Origin of the sequence: Thauera sp. WH-2 (assembly GCF_048321015.1) — a bacterium.
Lineage (GTDB): Bacteria > Pseudomonadota > Gammaproteobacteria > Burkholderiales > Rhodocyclaceae > Thauera.
Map to the genome: position 1 here is coordinate 1 of NZ_JBLWFG010000009.1, position 16,363 is coordinate 16,363.

18 protein-coding genes are annotated in these 16,363 nt (G+C 68.7%); 7 read left to right on the forward strand and 11 right to left on the reverse strand.

The annotated features are described in order from the left end of the window. The first annotated feature begins 76 nt into the window (after positions 1-76). The 4 genes from ACNKW1_RS13490 to rpoH all read left to right on the forward strand — a co-directional run bounded on the left by ACNKW1_RS13490 (position 77) and on the right by rpoH (position 2,084). Positions 77-367, forward strand: coding sequence for a type II toxin-antitoxin system RelE/ParE family toxin (locus tag ACNKW1_RS13490; protein WP_418365116.1), 291 nt, complete (start codon positions 77-79; stop codon positions 365-367). 97 nt (positions 368-464) lie between these two features. After that, positions 465-731, forward strand: coding sequence for an antitoxin (locus ACNKW1_RS13495; RefSeq protein ID WP_418365117.1), 267 nt, complete (start codon positions 465-467; stop codon positions 729-731). Continuing rightward, the gene (locus ACNKW1_RS13500) at positions 728-1,147 is read left to right on the forward strand and encodes a type II toxin-antitoxin system VapC family toxin (RefSeq protein WP_418365118.1); all 420 of its coding nucleotides are present in this window, start codon (positions 728-730) and stop codon (positions 1,145-1,147) included. Before ACNKW1_RS13495 ends, ACNKW1_RS13500 begins: the two co-directional genes overlap by 4 nt. Before the next feature lie 85 nt (positions 1,148-1,232). After that, the gene (rpoH, locus tag ACNKW1_RS13505; protein ID WP_418365119.1) at positions 1,233-2,084 is read left to right on the forward strand and encodes an RNA polymerase sigma factor RpoH; all 852 of its coding nucleotides are present in this window, start codon (positions 1,233-1,235) and stop codon (positions 2,082-2,084) included. Positions 2,085-2,154: 70 nt separating this feature from the next. Here the strand turns inward: rpoH and ACNKW1_RS13510 are convergent, their stop codons facing one another. The 11 genes from ACNKW1_RS13510 to ACNKW1_RS13560 all read right to left on the reverse strand — a co-directional run bounded on the left by ACNKW1_RS13510 (position 2,155) and on the right by ACNKW1_RS13560 (position 11,377). Continuing rightward, the gene (locus ACNKW1_RS13510) at positions 2,155-2,757 is read right to left on the reverse strand and encodes an SCO family protein (protein WP_418365120.1); all 603 of its coding nucleotides are present in this window, start codon (positions 2,755-2,757) and stop codon (positions 2,155-2,157) included. Between the two features lie 152 nt (positions 2,758-2,909). Next, entirely contained in the window at positions 2,910-3,368 is a 459-nt protein-coding gene (locus tag ACNKW1_RS13515; protein WP_418365121.1) for a nuclear transport factor 2 family protein, read from the reverse strand. Positions 3,369-3,378: 10 nt separating this feature from the next. Further along, entirely contained in the window at positions 3,379-4,293 is a 915-nt protein-coding gene (locus tag ACNKW1_RS13520; RefSeq protein WP_418365122.1) for an SDR family NAD(P)-dependent oxidoreductase, read from the reverse strand. Continuing rightward, entirely contained in the window at positions 4,290-4,823 is a 534-nt protein-coding gene (locus ACNKW1_RS13525; protein ID WP_418365123.1) for a DUF3833 domain-containing protein, read from the reverse strand. The genes ACNKW1_RS13520 and ACNKW1_RS13525 overlap by 4 nt, the downstream gene beginning before the upstream one ends. Positions 4,824-4,834: 11 nt before the next feature. Then, the gene (locus tag ACNKW1_RS13530; RefSeq protein ID WP_418365124.1) at positions 4,835-6,325 is read right to left on the reverse strand and encodes an MFS transporter; all 1,491 of its coding nucleotides are present in this window, start codon (positions 6,323-6,325) and stop codon (positions 4,835-4,837) included. Continuing rightward, entirely contained in the window at positions 6,322-6,870 is a 549-nt protein-coding gene (locus ACNKW1_RS13535) for a chalcone isomerase family protein (protein ID WP_418365125.1), read from the reverse strand. The genes ACNKW1_RS13530 and ACNKW1_RS13535 overlap by 4 nt, the downstream gene beginning before the upstream one ends. Further along, positions 6,870-8,111: a class I SAM-dependent methyltransferase gene (locus ACNKW1_RS13540; protein ID WP_418365126.1), complete on the reverse strand. Its 1,242-nt coding sequence runs from the start codon at positions 8,109-8,111 to the stop codon at positions 6,870-6,872. The genes ACNKW1_RS13535 and ACNKW1_RS13540 overlap by 1 nt, the downstream gene beginning before the upstream one ends. Continuing rightward, positions 8,111-8,869, reverse strand: a complete 759-nt coding sequence (locus ACNKW1_RS13545) for a DUF1365 domain-containing protein (protein ID WP_418365233.1) — start codon at positions 8,867-8,869, stop codon at positions 8,111-8,113. The genes ACNKW1_RS13540 and ACNKW1_RS13545 overlap by 1 nt, the downstream gene beginning before the upstream one ends. An 86-nt stretch (positions 8,870-8,955) precedes the next feature. Next, a complete protein-coding gene (locus ACNKW1_RS13550; protein ID WP_418365127.1) occupies positions 8,956-10,329 on the reverse strand; it encodes an NAD(P)/FAD-dependent oxidoreductase in 1,374 nt (457 codons plus the stop codon). Positions 10,330-10,334: 5 nt separating this feature from the next. Beyond that, positions 10,335-11,141 carry a GTP cyclohydrolase FolE2 gene (folE2, locus tag ACNKW1_RS13555; RefSeq protein WP_418365128.1) on the reverse strand — a complete coding sequence of 269 codons (807 nt, stop codon included), beginning with the start codon at positions 11,139-11,141 and terminating at the stop codon, positions 10,335-10,337. After that, a complete protein-coding gene (locus tag ACNKW1_RS13560) occupies positions 11,138-11,377 on the reverse strand; it encodes a hypothetical protein (protein WP_418365129.1) in 240 nt (79 codons plus the stop codon). The genes folE2 and ACNKW1_RS13560 overlap by 4 nt, the downstream gene beginning before the upstream one ends. Before the next feature lie 202 nt (positions 11,378-11,579). Here ACNKW1_RS13560 and ACNKW1_RS13565 point away from each other — a divergent pair, with 202 nt between their 5' ends. The 3 genes from ACNKW1_RS13565 to recQ all read left to right on the forward strand — a co-directional run bounded on the left by ACNKW1_RS13565 (position 11,580) and on the right by recQ (position 16,343). Continuing rightward, positions 11,580-13,262 carry a Na/Pi cotransporter family protein gene (locus tag ACNKW1_RS13565; RefSeq protein ID WP_418365234.1) on the forward strand — a complete coding sequence of 561 codons (1,683 nt, stop codon included), beginning with the start codon at positions 11,580-11,582 and terminating at the stop codon, positions 13,260-13,262. Positions 13,263-13,387: 125 nt separating this feature from the next. Then, a complete protein-coding gene (locus ACNKW1_RS13570) occupies positions 13,388-14,302 on the forward strand; it encodes a MerR family transcriptional regulator (RefSeq protein ID WP_418365130.1) in 915 nt (304 codons plus the stop codon). Positions 14,303-14,405: 103 nt separating this feature from the next. Continuing rightward, entirely contained in the window at positions 14,406-16,343 is a 1,938-nt protein-coding gene (gene recQ, locus ACNKW1_RS13575) for a DNA helicase RecQ (RefSeq protein ID WP_418365131.1), read from the forward strand. Positions 16,344-16,363 lie beyond the last annotated feature (20 nt).

Here is a 16,363-nt window from a genome sequence, read left to right on the forward strand (position 1 = left end):
GCCAGACCAATCTACATGCGCACGACGAAGCCATGGCCCTGCTGCGCAAGCGTTTGGCCGCGCGGAATCGTCGTGCATGAATATCCTCTGGGCCGACGAGGCGCTGGACGACCTCGACGAGATTCTCGCCTATTACTACGCTGAAGCAGGCCCATTGACTGCAGCGTCCGTCCAGTCGCGCATCATTGCCGAAGTCGAAGCCTTGCGCGTCTCCCCGGACCGCATCCGGGCACGTGCGCGGGTCCCGGACGCACGCGAACTCGCCGTTTGCCGACTGCCCTACATTGCCTTCGTGGAAGTGACGGATGACTCGGTGATCGTGCTAAACGTCGGTCACACCGCACGGGAATTTCCTGCGCGCCACTGAATTGCCACGAAGGAAGCAGCGAAGGAAGCAGCGAAGGTTTGCCGTGCTGTTAGACAAGCACTAAAATACACACATAATCGTAATTACAAAGGGTGGCATGATGGAAACACTGCCCAGCCGCGTCTTCAACAACGGCAACAGCCAGGCTGTGCGTATCCCGGCGGAGTTCCGCCTCGACACCGACCGCGTCAGCATCACGCGCAACGACGCGGGCGACCTGGTGATCCACCCTTTGCGCGTGCAGCGTGGCGCCGCCCTGATGCAGGCCCTGAAAGCGCTGGGCGAAGTGGACGACGACTTCCTCGCCGCGCTCGAGGCCGAACAGGAAGCGCCGCTGCCGGTGCAGGAGCGCGAGACGCTGTGATCTACCTGCTCGACACCAGTATCCTGATCTACCTGATCAAGAACCAGCCGCCCGGCATCGCGCAGCGCATCGACGCACTCCCCGAGCGCGACGCCCTGTGCATGTCTTTCGTGACTTGGGCCGAGTTGCTGAAGGGCGCCGAGCGCAGCACTCGCAAGACGGAGGTGCTGCGGCGGCTGAACGCCCTGGCACGCCAGGTACCGGTGCGCTATCCCGCCAACCCCGCCATCTGCCGGCATTACGCGGAACAGGCCACCCGCCTGAAGGAGGCAGGCACACCGATCGGGGGGAACGACCTGTGGATCGCCTGCCATGCACTGGCCGAAGACGCCATCCTGGTCACCCACAATACGCGCGAGTTCAGGCGCATTTCGGGTTTGCGCGTCGAGGACTGGGTGTCCACCGAAAAAGACTGAAAAAGGCCAACCCGGAACTCCCGCCGCCCCTTAGCACTCTCATGCTCCGAGTGCTAAACTTCGAGCACAAGGAGGACTCAAGCCCATGTCTCAAGCCCTGACCTTCCCCGTTCCCGCCGCCGGCAGCCTGGATCAGTACATCCAGAGCGTGAATCGCATGCCGATGCTGAGCGAACAGCAGGAGGCGGATCTGGCGGCGCGCCTGCGCGACGAAGGTGACGTGAATGCGGCGCGGCAACTGGTGATGTCGCATCTGCGTGTGGTCGTGTCGATCGCGCGCGGCTATCTCGGCTACGGCCTGCCCCACGCCGACCTGATCCAGGAAGGCAACATCGGGCTGATGAAAGCGGTCAAGCGCTTCGACCCGAGCCGCGGTGTGCGGCTGGTGTCGTTCGCGATCCACTGGATCAAGGCCGAGATTCACGAATACATCCTGAAGAACTGGCGCCTGGTGAAGATCGCCACCACCAAGGCGCAGCGCAAGCTGTTCTTCAACCTGCGCGGCATGAAGAAGGACAGCACCACGCTCCAGCCCGCCGAGGTGCAGTCGATCGCCACCCAACTCGGCGTCAAGCCCGAGGAAGTGGTGGAGATGGAGACGCGCCTCACCGGCCGCGACATCCCGCTCGACGCCGGCAGCGACGACGAGGACGAGCGCTTCGCCCCGATCGCCTACCTGCCCGACCCGCACGCCGAGCCGTCAGAGCTGGTAGAGCAGGCCGAACTGGCCCACCTGCAGGACACCGGCCTGCGCGACGCGCTAGCCAGCCTCGACGACCGCAGCCGAGCGATCGTCCAGCGCCGCTGGCTCGCCGAGGGCGACAGCGCCACGCTGCACGAGTTGGCCGCCGAATACGGCGTATCGGCCGAGCGCATCCGCCAGATCGAAGCCAAGGCGATGCAGAAGATGCGGGGGCTGCTGGCGGCAGTGGTGTGAAGCGCCCTCACGGAGCCCGGACAATAATGGCAGCAATCGCTGCCATTATTCGTTTACCCGCTGACAGGCCTCACTTCCCCGCCAGCAGCGCCTTGATATCCGCCGCCATCACCTGCGGGTCTTCGGCGTGCTTCATGTACAGGCGCAGCCGGCCGTCCGGGCCGAAGGCGTAGGTGCCGGCCGAGTGATCGATGGTGTAGTGGCCATCGACGTCACCGCTCTTGCGGTAGAACACACGGAAATCCTTGGCGATCTCGGCGATCTTGTCGGCGGGGCCGTACATGCCGAGGAAGCGCTTGTCGAACAGCGGCACATACTCGGCGAGCAGCTCGGGCGTGTCGCGCTCGGGGTCGACGGTGACGAAGATCACCTGCACGCGGTCGGCATCGGGGCCCAGCGTCTCCATGACCGCGCTCATGCCCGACAGCGCGGTGGGGCACACGTCGGGGCATTGCGTGTAGCCGAAGAAGATCGTGACGACCTTGCCCTTGAAGTCGGCGAGCGTGCGCGCCTGGCCGTTGTGATCGGTGAGCGCGAAGCGCTTGCCGTACTCGGCGCCGGTGATGTCGGTGCTCTTGAAGACGGGCTCGGACGGCGTGCAGCCGGCGAGCAGGCCGATGGCGAGCAGCGGGACGGCGACGAGACGGGCGACGGTGCGAGGGATTGAAAGCATGCGCGAACCTGTGTGCGGTGTTCTATCAGCGCTCAATGATAGTCCCCTTGCCGGCGTCGGGTCAGCAGGTCCGTGACCGATCGCCGCAGGAGACGGATGCGAAGCATGCATCCGAACAAGCACCACGCTCCCTCGTGCATGCATGGCGTCACTCATCCGGTCGCACTCAGCCTGCGCTTGATCACCCGCATCGCCCCCCCGAGCAGCGGCAGCTTCTCGTACAGCTCCTCGGCGGCATCCCAGTAGTCGCGGTGCAGCGTCACCCGGCCTTCGGCGTCGAAGCGCAGGTGCGTAACGCCCCGCACCGTGAGCGCGCGCCCGCGCAGGCGGAAGTGAAACGCCCACCCGAGCATGGCCTGGGCGCCCTGCTCGATACGATCGGTGACCACGAAGCGCGGCGACTCGGTGGTGGCGAACATGTGCTCGAAGATGCGGCGGATGGCGGGGACGCCGGCGACCTCGTTGAAGGGGTCCTTGAAGCGGGCATCGGGCGCGTAGTACTGGTCGAGCGTGGCGAGGCTGGCGGGCGTCAAGGTTTCATAGAAGTCGGCCAGGCGGCGCGCAGAACTCGGATTCGCACCCCGGTCAGGCACGGCAGCCTCATCGTTCATCGATGCCTCCTCAAAGCCCGGTCGCGCGGCGCACGAGCGGGAAGTACATCCGTCGCGGCAGCCACTGCAACAGCTTCAGCACGCGGGTGAAGCGCTTCGGGAAGTGGATCTCGAAGTCGCCGCGTGCGAAGCCTTCTACGATCGCATCGGCCGCCTGCGCCGGCGTCTGCAGCGCCGGCATGGCGAAGTCGTTCTGCGCGGTGAGCGGCGTGGCGACGAAGCCGGGGTCGATCAAGAAAACGTCGATGCCGCGCGGGGCGAGGTCGAGGTGCAGCACCTCGGCGAAGTTGATCAGCGCAGCTTTGGACGGGCCATACACCGCCGCCTTCGGCAGTCCGCCGTAGCCCGCGACGCTTCCCACCAGCGCGAGCGCCCCATTGCCCTGCGCGAGCAGGGTCGGCAGTACGGCGGCGACGCCGCTCATGGTCCCGAAGAGGTTGACGTCGAGGGTTTCGCGTACGGCGTCGGCGGTCAGCTCCCAGGCGCGCAGCGGGCGGTAGGTGCCGGCGTTGAACACGACAAGGTCGATGCCGCCCCAGTGGGCAAGGATGTCGTCGCGGACGCGGGCGAAGGTGTCAGCGTCGGTGAGGTCCAGCGCCAGAGCGAGACTGCGATCCGCCGCAAGCTCCGGCCGCAGCATTGTGGGAGCGGTACTGGAGGGCGCGGTGGCGCTCCCGGCGTGGGCAGGAGAGATGGTGTTGGCCAGCGCACGCGCAGCGTCGCAGGCCGCGCACACCGCACGCAGCTTGTCCGCGCCGCGCGCCGACAGTGCCAGGCGGGCGCCACGGCGCGCGAGCGCGAGCGCGAGCGCCTCGCCGATGCCCGACGAGGCGCCGACGATCCACACCCGTCTGCCGGCCCAGTCGCGAATCGGCGTGTTGAGCGGGCCGAACAGGCGCTGCAGCACGCCCGCGCCAAGGTTCATTGCGGCGCCCGCTTGACGAAGCTCAGCGTGACCTCGCCCAGCCGGAAGCCGAACTTGCTCATCACCGAGCGGTTGAGCATGACCTTGTCGTCCATCAGGAACATCCAGTCGTCGAAGTCGACGTTATAGACCTTGTCGTCCACCGGCAGCGCAAGCACGTAGCGCCAGCGCAGCGCGTTGCCCGCGGCCTCGCCGCTGGCAACGCCGACCACTTCGTCCGCGCGGCCGGTGTAGCGCCCTTCGCCGAGGCGGGTGAGGGTCCACACGCGGCGCTGCGTGCTGCCGTCGGAATAGGTGAAGCGCTCATCGAGCGTGCCGACCGCACCCTGCCAACTCGCCTCGATGACGACATGGAAGCGCTTGACCACCTTGCCCGAGCGGTCCTGGAACATGCCCCAGGCGTCGAGCGTGCCGTCGAAGTAGTCGCGCAGCTCGAGCACCGGCTGCTCCGCACGATAGTGATCCACATTCACGCTGCTGCACCCCCACAGGCCGAACACGGCCACCAAGATCAACCAGAAACGTTTCATTCGCCTTCTCCTCATTCAAGCTCATCTGCAGTCGCTCGCCGCAACCGTGGGAACGGGCCTGCCTGCGAATACCCCGGCTCGATCGCATGCCGCCACCGCCACAGCAGCACGATGGCCCCGAGCTTGAGCGCTAGCGGCGCAAAGCCATACACCCGGGCCAGCGCCGACACCGCCGCAGCGTCGCGCGCACCCGGCGCGTAGCCGAGCAGCGCGAGCAGCGGGAGCGCCAGGCCGGCCGCGAGCGCCAGGTTGGCCTTGGTGACGAAGTTCCACCAGCCGAAGCAGGCGCCCGCCGGCAGCGACTCGCACCGCGTGTCCGCCTGGCCCTGTACGCCGCATGTCGCGTGCGCCCCGCCCCGCCCGTCCTTCCCTTCCTCTACAGCCCCGCAGGCCGCTCCTGCCCCCTCGCCCTCTGCGCCGGTACCGACTGGCGCGACCACGGGCAGGGCTGCTCGCCCATGGCTGCGCGCAATCAGGTCGGCGAGGAGGGACGGCGGAAGGCTCAGGTCAGCGCCCAGCGCCACACCCGACAGCACACAGATCAGCGCGTAGGCGAACACATCCCCGCTGCCCAGTAGACCTGCCCACGCGAACACAGCCACCGCCAGCACCATGCCGGCGAGCCAGGCGCGCAGCTTGCCGACGCGGCGCGACACCCTCACCCACAGCGGCAGGCTCGCCGCCGCTGCGAAGAAGTACAGCGCGAGAAAGCCGCCCGCAAGCGATTCGGCCTGCAGCACGTCAGCGACGAAGAACAGCACCGTGGCCGAGGGAATCGCCGCAGCGATGCCATTGGCCGCGAACACCGCGAGCAGGCAGGCGAAGGCCGGCGCGCGCAGCACCGCGATCAGCCCGCGCCAGACCGGGGCCGCGCGGCCCGGACGAGGCGACGGGACGGGCGCACGCAGCAAGGTCCACAACCCGAAACCGGCGAGCAGCGGCAGGAACACCCAGGCCAGGCGCGCGAGCCCGGCCGCCTCACCGGCGCCCGCCGCGAGCACCCCGGGCAGCGCCGCCGCCAGCACCACGCCCACGAGCGCAAAGGCTTCGCGGCTGGCGACGAAGCGGGTGCGCGCATCCGGCGTATCGGCGACCTCGGCCCCCCATGCGTTATAGGCGATGGTCGCCACCGAGTAGGCTAGCGACACCCCGACCAGCAACGCGAACAGCCACAGCGCGCCTGCCCCTTCGGGCGGAATCAGCAGGCCGAGCATGCCCAGCGCAAGTGCCGGCAAGGCGAGCGCCACCCACAGCCGGCGCCGCGGCAGCCGGTCGTTGGCCCAGCCGATGAGGGGGTCGGTGACCGCATCGACGATACGCGCGGCGAGCAATACCGCGCCCACCAGCGCGAGCGACAGGCCTACCCCCTCCGCATACAGGCGGGGTACATGGACGTAGATCGGCAGCGCGGCGAAGGCAAGCGGCAGGCCGAGCGCGCCGTAAGCAACGAGGGACTGTCGCGGCACCGCGCCTCCGGCGGCACGCCCGGCCGGGGGGTTCATCGCGCGGCTTTCGCCAGCCCGAGCAACTGCGCGCGCAGTTGCGGCTCACGCGTGCGCGGATCGAGCCAGATGGCGAAGAAGGCGTGCGCCAGTTCGGGGTCGTCGATCTCGCCGCTGGGCCGGCCCTGATGCCAGAACCGAGCCCCCTCTCCCGGCCGGTGCAGCGCTGCAAGGGTGTCGCCAGCGGCCACCGAGGGCAGCGCGTCGGCAAGCGCCTCGCGCCAGCGCGCGAGCCGGACTTCGTCGGTGAAACCGAGGCGGCGCATTTCGTCAACACTGACGCTCACCAGCCGCTCGCCGCTGATCGCACGCGCGTAGCGGATCGACAGCACATGCTCGCCCTCGACCGCCGCCTCGCCGCGCGCACCCGCCCACAGCGCGGCGTCATAGAGCTTGAAGCCGAGCCAGCGCATCTCGCCCTCGCCGATGCGCTCCAGCGGCGCAGCGACCGCCTGCACCGCCGCAGGCAGGCCGACCGCGGCGGCCGGAACCGCTGCACCCAGTGCCAGCATCAGCGCAACGAGCACAGCCGGTGCGCGCAGCATCACCGCGCTCCCGGCCCTTGTCCGGCGTGCGCGAACACGTAGTGATGCACGTCGATGTCGCCGGTCTCGAAGCCCGCTTCGCAGTAAGACAGATAGAAGCGCCACATGCGCAGGAAACGCTCGGGAAAGCCCTGGGCGCGCACCGCGGTGGATTGCGCCTCGAAGGCGCGGTGCCAGTGCGCCAGCGTGCGCGCGTAGTCGCGGCCGAAGGCGAAATCGCCCACCACGTCCAGCCCCACGCGCTGCGCCTGCTGCGCCACCGCGCCCGGGCTGGGTAGCATGCCGCCGGGGAAGACGTGGCGCTGGATGAAGTCGGTGCCGCGGCGGTAGCGCGTGAACAGCGCATCGTCGATGGTGATCGCCTGCACCACGCAGCGCCCGCCCGGCTTCAACAGCGCGGAGAGCTGGGCGAAGTAGGTGGGCCAGAAGCGCTCGCCCACCGCCTCGATCATCTCGATGGAGACGATGTGGTCATACTTGCCGCGCACGTCGCGATAGTCGCAGAGCTCGAAATCCACCTTGTCGGCAAAGCCGCCACGCTCCGCGCGCGCGCGTGCGAACGCGAGCTGCGAGGGCGACAGCGTAATGCCGAGCACCTTGCAGCCGAACTCGGTGGCGGCGACCTCGGCGAAGCCGCCCCAGCCGCAGCCCACTTCCAGAATCGTCTGCCCGGGCCGGGCGCCGAGCTCGCCGAGGATGCGGCGGTACTTGCGCAGCTGCGCGTCGGCCAGCGACTCGTCCGGCGAGGCGAACACCGCCGCCGAGTAAGTCATGGTCGGGTCGAGCCAGAGCGCGTAGAAGTCGTTGCCGAGGTCGTAGTGGGCCTCGATGTTGCGCCGCGAGCCGCTGCGCGTGTTGGCGCGCAGCAGGTGCTGCAGGCGGTGGCTCAGCAGGCGGAACATGCGGCCGTAGATCGCGCCCTGCAGGCGGGTGCGGTTGGCCGACAGCAGGCGCAAGAGGCCGGTGAGGTCCTCGGTGTCCCACAGGCCGTCCATCCAGGCCTCGCCGAAGCCGATGTCGCCGCGCGCGAGCGCCTCGTCGAACACCGCGTGGTCGCGCACACGCAGGTGCGCCACGAGCGGGCCACGGCCTGCGCGCACGCGCACGCCGTCGGGCAGTTCCACCGCGAGCGCGCCACCGTCGAGGCGGTCGAGCATCTCCAGGCACAGCCGGGTCGCACGCGGCAGGCGCGCAAGGCGCAGGCCGGCAAGCGGCTGCAGGGCGTGGTCGAGTGCGTTCATCAGGAGATCTCCTCGATCGGCGGCGCGGGCTTGCGGAAGAAGCTCACCCGGCGCAGGGCCAGGCGCAACGCCTGCCAGTGGATGCGGGCGACGACGCCCAGGGTCATGAACGGCTGGCGCGCAAGCCACTTCGCCATGCTGCGCCCGGTGATGGCCTCGGCGCGGCCCGACAGGCGGGTGGACAGCTGACGCTGCCCGCCGTCCCAGAGCTCGATCGACACCGCATGCACCGTGCCGAGCCGTTCGAAACGGAAGCGGTATTCACCGCGCACCGGGAAGAAGGGCGAGACATGAAAGCGTTTGCTGGCGCGCAGTTCGTCGCCGGAGGCGATCGGGTGCAAGTCGGGGTGATGCACCAGGTAGTTGTGACGCTCGCCGAAGGTGTTGTTCACCTCGGCCAGCACGGCGCGCAGCGCACCCTCGCCGTCGTGGCAGAACCAGAAGCTCACCGGGTTGAAGACGAAGCCGAAGATCCGCGGCATGGTCTGCAGCACGATCTCGCCGTCGCACACCCGGTCCAGCCCGCGCTCGCTCAGCAAGGCGCGAATCCATGGCAGCAGGGGCGAGCCATCGCGTGCGCCATGGTCGCGACGGCGGAAGCTGATCGGGCGGGCACGCTCGATGCCCAACAGCGGCACACGCAAGGCGTCGAGGCGGCCAAGCGGAAGACGCAGAAAGGCCGTCGGGTAGACGAAGCGGTTGTGCGCCTGCACGTGGCGTTCGTGCATGACCGCACCGAAGCAGACCACGGGACGCAGCGCAGAGGCCGTCTCGAGCGCCACATTGCCGCAGTCGGGGGCGGAAACCGCGGGCCGCAGTGCGTCCCGCGGACGGGTGCCCCCCATCACGCAGTCACCTCGCACGCCACGCCCGTCAAACCCTGCGCCGGCACGCGGCCACGCCGCCACGGCACATCCACGCCCATCGCCTCCACCACCGCGATGGCCGACTTGAGGCCATCCTCGTGGAAGCCGTAGCCGGTCCAGGCCCCGGCGAACCAGCAGCGGTCGCGCCCCTGGATCGCGGACAGCGCAGCCTGAGCGTCGATCGCGGCGTGGTCGAAGACAGGATGCGCGTATTCGATGCGGCGGAAGGTCTTGTCCGCCGCGGGCTCGGTGAAGGGGTTCAGCGACACCACCACCGGCGTGTCGAAAGGCAGCGGCTGCAGGCGGTTGATCAGGTAGCTCACCGAGACCGGGCGCGCATCGGGCGCGCCGGCGCCGGCGAGGTAGTTCCACGCCGACCACACCTTGGGGCGCCGCGGCAGCAGCGCGGTGTCGGTATGCAGATACGCGACGTTCGCCTGATAGCGCACGGCGCCGAGGATGCGGCGTTCGTCCGCGCTCGCCTCACCATCGAGAATGGCCAGCGCCTGGTCGCTGTGGCACGCGAACACCACCTCGTCGAAACGTTCGGGGCCGTCCGCAGTGTGCACCCACACCCCTTCGGCGCCGCGCACCACCTTGCGCACCGGCGCGTTCACGCGCACGTCGGGCAGATTGGCAAGCATGCGCCGCACGTAGGTCCGCCCTCCGCCCTTCACCGTGCGCCAGGTCGGGCGGTCCAGGATCTGCAGCAGCCCATGGTTATGGCAGAACTGCACGAAGGTCGCGAGCGGGTACGCCAGCATGGTGCGCGTCGGGCAGGACCAGATCGCTGCGGCCATGGGCAACAGATACCAGTCGCGGAAGGCCTGCGAGTAGGCCTCGGCATCGAGGTATTCGCCCAGCGACAGCGCCGGCATCGTGCCCTCCGTCGCCATGCGGGTGGTCTCGCGGTTGAAGCGCAGGATGTCGCGCAGCATGGAGAGAAAGGCCGGACGCACCAGGTTGGCGCGTTGGGCGAATACGCTGGCGAGGTCGGTGCCGGCCCATTCGATCTCGGGCTCGGCGAGGCTGACGCCGAAGCTCATCTCGGTTTCGACCGCCTCCACGCCGAGCATCGCAAACAGCGCACACAGGTTGGGGTAGGTGCGGCGGTTGAACACCAGGAAGCCGGTGTCGACCGGATGGGTGAGGCCGTCGATCGTCACGTCGATGGTGTTGGTGTGGCCGCCAACGTAGCTGCCCGCCTCGAACAGGGTGACGTGCTCGTGCGACGCGAGCAGCCAGGCCGTGGACAGCCCGGCGATGCCGCCGCCGATCACCGCCACCCGCCGCCCCCCGGCGTGTGCCCCCCGCTGCGCCGCTTGCAGGCGGTCAATCTCGCCCATCTTCATGGCGTTTACTCCGGCGCGTTCTCGCCCTCGATCAGGGCGTAGGCGGAATGGTTGTGGATCGACTCGAAGTTCTCGGACTGCACCCGCCACGAGGCCACGCGGGCATCGCCACGCAGGCGCAGCGCGATGTCGCGCACCAGATCCTCGACGAACTTGGGATTGTCGTAGGCACGCTCGGTGACCCACTTCTCGTCCGGGCGCTTGAGCAAGCCAAAGACCTCGCACGAGGCTTCTTCCTCGGCCATGCGCACCAGTTCGCGCAGGCCAAGGTCGCCACGCAGCGTGGCCGAGATCGTGATGTGCGAGCGCTGGTTGTGCGCACCGTAGTCCGAGATCTTCTTCGAACACGGGCACAGGCTGGTGACCGGCACCACCGCCTCGAGCGTGGTGCGCACCTCGCCGCCTTCGGGTTTCTCGACCACCATCCGGGCGTCCATGTCGAGCAGGCTGTCCACGCCCGAAACCGGCGCGGTCTTCTTCATGAACCAGGGGAAGCGCGCCTCGATGCGGCCACTGGAAGCCTCGAGCCGCTCCAGCATGCCGGCGAACAGCGTGCGCATGCCGTCGAGGTCGAGCGCTTCGCGCTCCGCCTCGAGCAACTCGACGAAACGCGACATGTGCGTACCCTTCACGTCGGCCGGCAGCCCCACGGTCATCTCCAGCGTGGCGACGGTGTGCTGCACGCTGGCGTCTACATCGCGAATCGACATCGGGTAGCGCAGGCCGCGCACGCCCACATGCTGGATGACGAGCGCGCGATGGTCGGCGCTGGACTGGACGTCGGGCAGGAAGAACTTTTCCGGGGCGTTCATGGTTTGACCTCTTGCGTGGCGGGATGGGGGCGGAGCGGCAGATCGGGACGATGGAGCAGCAACATCAGTTCGAGCGTGGCAGGCATGGACGCCCCCGCACCGGTCGGGCCCTGCACCACCGCAGCGCCCGCCTGCGGCGCGTGCTCGACCACCGGAGCGGACGCCGAAGCGGCCGACACGAGGAGCAGGGCGGCGGCGAGGGAGCCTGCACACCGGCGCAACACATTTGCGCTCATAGCTATGTCCTGGACAAGAATTGATGACGATCTCACCTTAGACCGAGTCATTCTCCATGTCAATCGTTTGTCCAGGACAAACTGGATTTTTTGTCCAGACATGAAACAAGCGTTTGCGCCCTGTTGCGCATAATTCACACCCCGGTCGGACGCCGCGGTATTACGCTTCCGTGACAACGATCATTGCCCAGCGGAGGCCAACCTGGACACCAGCCACATCGACGCCTACACCATCTCTGCCGGCCTGCTCGGCGGCATCGGCCTGTTCCTGCTTGGCATGCACATGCTCACCGAAGGCCTGAAGCTGGCGGCCGGCCGTGCACTCGAGGGCCTGCTCGAACGTGGCACCGCCACGCCTGTTCGCGGTCTGGGCGCGGGGATGACGATGACCGCGCTGGTGCAGTCCTCAACCGCGGTCACGGTGGCCAGCATCGGCTTCGTCAACACCGGTCTGCTGTCGCTGCAGAACGCGATGTGGGTGATCTTCGGCTCCAACGTGGGTACCACCCTCAATGCCTGGCTGGTGGCGGCGCTGGGCTTCAGCTTCAAGATCGACGCCTTCGCCCTCCCCTTCGTCGGCATCGGCGCAGTGACGATGCTGGCTGGGCGCACCGTGCGCCAGCGCGCGCTGGGCCAGGCCCTGGCGGGCTTCGGCGTGCTCTTCCTGGGCATCGACGTGCTCAAGGACACGTTCTCGGGCTTCGGTGCGGAGATGAACCTGCAGGACCACATCAGCCCGGGCGTCCTCGGCTGGCTGACGCTGGTCGGCATCGGTACCTTGCTGACGGTGCTGATGCAGGCTTCGGGCGCCGTGATCGCAATCATCATCACCGCCGCACAGGGCGGACTGATGTCGATCGAGGCCGCCTGCGCAATGGTGATCGGCACCAACATCGGCACAACCTCCACCGCCATCCTGTCCGCGCTCGGCGCGACCTCGAATGCACGACGCCTGGCCGCGACCCACGTGATCTTCAACCTCGTTACCGGCGCGGTGGCGATCGCGCTGCTGCCGGTGCTGATCAGCCTGCTCGGCCTGCTGCGGGAATGGTTCGAGCAGCCGGCGACGCCGGCGGTGATGTTGGCAATGTTCCATTCCGCGTTCAACCTGCTGGGCGTATTGCTGATGGTGCCGCTGGCACGCCCGCTGCAGCGCTTCCTTGCCGGTCATTTCCGCAGTCGCGAGGAAGAGATCGCCCGCCCCCGGCATCTCGACGCCCCTTCGCTGGCGGTGCCGGACCTCGCCCTGCGCGCACTGCGGCTCGAGCTCAGCCGCACGCAGTCCTTCGCCGTGACGGCGCTCACCGCCGCCTCCCGCGTGCCCCCGGACGAGCCCTGGATCGAACGCCAGGCGAGTGCGCTCGATGCCCTTGCGCCAGCCATCTCGAGCTACGTGAGCAAGCTCAGTGCAGGCCGCCTGCCGCCCGCACTGGTCGAGGGGCTCGCACACAGCCTGCGCGCACTGCAGTACCAGGAGAGCGCAGTGCTCGCCGTGCGCCAGGCCTGCGCACTGGCCACCACGCTGGGCGCGCCGCCCGATGCCGAACTCGAGCACGCTGCCGCCGCCTTCCGCCAGGCGACCGCCACCCTGGCCGCGGGCGCAGACGCGGCACGCGGCGACTTCAGCGCGGTGGCCGTCGAGGTGCGCCTGGAGGAAACCGAAGCGCGCTACCAGGCGTTCAAGGAGGCACTGCTGCTTGCCGGCGCGCATGCCCGCATCGACATCGGCACGATGCAGGACTGGCTGCGTCTGGCGAGCATGGAGCGGCGCGCCGTCGAACAGGTGGCCAAGGCCGCACGCATGCTGGCGGTGCTGGACGGCGATCTCAGCCCGCAGCAGGCCAAGGACGCAGCGGAACAGGAATCCGCGCACGAAGGCGCATGAGTCCGGCACCCTCCTTCGCCCAGCGAGACAGCCCCGTTTCCTGACCCAGTTTGTCCTGGACAAACTGGGGGCGGATGCCTAAGATCAGGTCAATCGCTCCCTGTAACGAATTGAACACGTCCTCGATGAACGCCCCCACCCAACCCGAAGCCGCTTTCAGTATCGCCGCCGTCGAGCGTGACACCGGCCTGGCCAAGGACACGCTGCGCGTGTGGGAACGACGGTACGGCTTTCCTGCCCCGTCACGCGATGCGAATGGAGAACGTCTCTATCCGACCGAGCAGGTCGAGAAGCTGCGCCTGATCCGACGCCTGATCGACCACGGACGGCGCCCGGCGGGTATCGTCGGCGCGAGCGTCCAGGAGCTGAGCGAGATGCTCGACGGCTGCCTGTGCCCGAACGTGAGCGCCACTGGCCGTTGCGACGACGGCTTGCTCGAGCTGGTGCGCCTTCACCGCAGCGCCGAGCTCGCCGCCGCGCTGCGCCAGACGCTGTTGAAGCAGGGCCTGCAGCGCTTTGTCGCCGACACCATCGCCCCGCTCGCCGCGGCGGTGGGCGAGGCGTGGATGCGCGGCGAGGTCGACGTGGCCGAAGAGCATCTGTTCACCGAGCAGGTGCAGAACGTGCTTCGCGGCGCAATTGGGACCCATGCCGCCAACGGCGGACGACCGCGGGTGCTGCTGACCACCTTCCCCGAGGAGGAGCACGTGCTCGGCCTGCTGATGGCCGAAGCCATGCTCGTGCCGGAAGGAGCCAGCTGCCTGTCGCTCGGCACCCGCACCCCGCTCGCCGACATCCGCAGCGCTGCCATGAGTGGCGGCTTCGACATCGTCGGCCTGTCCTTCAGCATCGCCTATCCCGCCCGCCAGGCGATCGACGGCCTGCTCGCGCTGCGCGAGATGCTGCCGCCCGAACTCGACATCTGGGCTGGTGGCGCGGCGGTCCGTGACAAGCAGAAGCGACTCCCGGGCATCCAGGTGGTAGGCGGCCTCGATGACACCCTGGCCGCCCTGCAGGACTGGCGCACGAGACACCCCTGATCGGCGGCCAGGGCAACCGCCCGTCCCACCAATCCCGTCCAGCTCATTCGCGCCCCCCTCGATCGCCAGCCCGAGCCTTGAGCTGCGGCGGTAAAATGCGCGCATGTTTGCCGACCCCGACGCCCAGCCCTTCCCCAACACCGACACCCACCGCCCTTCCGCCGCCGAACCGGCGCCTCCGCACGCCGTGGCGGGCGAGCCTTGCGCGGTCGCCGGTGACGCGGCCCTCACCGAGTCGGCACACCGCATTCTCGAGCACGTCTTCGGCTATCCCGCCTTCCGCGGCGAGCAGCAGCAGATCGTCGAGCACGTGGCCCGCGGCGGCGACGCGCTGGTGCTGATGCCCACCGGCGGCGGCAAGTCGCTGTGCTACCAGATTCCCGCGCTGCTGCGAGAAGGCACCGCGATCGTCGTTTCACCGCTGATCGCGCTGATGCAGGACCAGGTAAGTGCGCTGGTCGAAGCCGGCGTCAACGCCGCCTTCCTCAACTCGAGCCTGGACATGGACGCCGCGCGCAGTGTGGAGCGCGCGCTCTGGGACGGCACGCTCGACCTGCTCTACGTCGCCCCCGAACGGCTGATGACGCCACGCTTCCTCGACCAGCTCGACCACCTGCGCGACACCGGCCGGCTGGCACTGTTCGCGATCGACGAGGCGCACTGCGTATCACAGTGGGGGCACGACTTCCGCCCCGAGTACCTGCAACTCTCGATCCTGCCCGAACGCTACCCCGCCATCCCGCGCATCGCACTCACCGCCACCGCCGACCGCCAGACCCGCGAAGAAATCGCCGAGCGGCTGAACCTGACCCGCGCGCGCCGCTTCGTCTCCAGCTTCGACCGCCCCAACATCCGCTACACCATCGTTGACAAGGACGACGCGCGCCGCCAGTTGCTGCACTTCATCCGCGAGGAATGCCCCGGCCAGGCGGGCATCGTGTATTGCCTGTCGCGGCGCAAGGTGGAAGAGACCGCTGCCTGGCTGCAGGAGCAGGGCCTCAACGCCCTGCCCTACCACGCAGGTATGGCACAGGAGATGCGCGCCGAGCACCAGACGCGCTTTTTGCGCGAAGACGGCCTGATCATGGTGGCGACCATCGCCTTCGGCATGGGCATCGACAAGCCCGACGTGCGCTTCGTCGCGCACCTCGACCTGCCGCGCTCGATCGAGGGCTACTACCAGGAAACCGGCCGCGCCGGCCGAGACGGCCTGCCGGCGCAGGCGTGGATGGCGTGGGGGGCGCAGGACGTGGTGCAGCAGCGGCGCATGATCGACGAATCCGAGGCGAGCGAGGAGTTCAAGCGCCTGGCCCGCAACCGGCTCGACGTGCTGGTCGGCCTGGTCGAAGCCACCACCTGCCGCCGCCAGCACCTGCTCGCCTATTTCGGCGAGGAATCCAGCTCCTGCGGCAACTGCGACAACTGCCTCCACCCGCCGCAGACCTGGGACGCCACCGAAGCCGCACGCAAGGCGTTGAGCTGCGTGTATCGCACCGGACAGCGCTATGGCGCCGGCCACCTGATCGACGTGCTGCGCGGCGAACGCACCGACAAGGTCGTCGAGCGTGGCCATCAGGACATCACCACTTTCGGCATCGGCAGCGAGTTCGACGAGAAGCGCTGGCGCATGGTGTTCCGCCAGCTCGTCGCGCGCGAGTTCGTCGCGGTGGACCACGAACGCTACAACGCCCTGCGCCTTACCGACGCCGCGCGCCCGCTGCTGCGCGGCGAGGCCGAATTCCACCTGCGCCTCGAGCGCGAACGCAGCCGCAGCCGCGGCAAGCGCCGCAGCAGCCCCCCGGCCGACCTCCCCGCGGGCATCCCCACCACCCTCTTCGACCGCCTGCGCGCCTGGCGCTTCGCCACGGCCAAGGAGCGCAACGTGCCCGCCTACGTCGTCTTCCCCGACGCCACGCTGCGCGAGATCGCCCTCCACCGCCCGCAGTCGCTGGCCGAGCTCGCCGGCATCAGCGGTGTGGGCGATCGCAAGCTGGAACACTACGGCGCGGCGATCCTGGAGATCGTGGGCGAGGCCCGCTGAGTCGACGCGCGCCGCCTTCC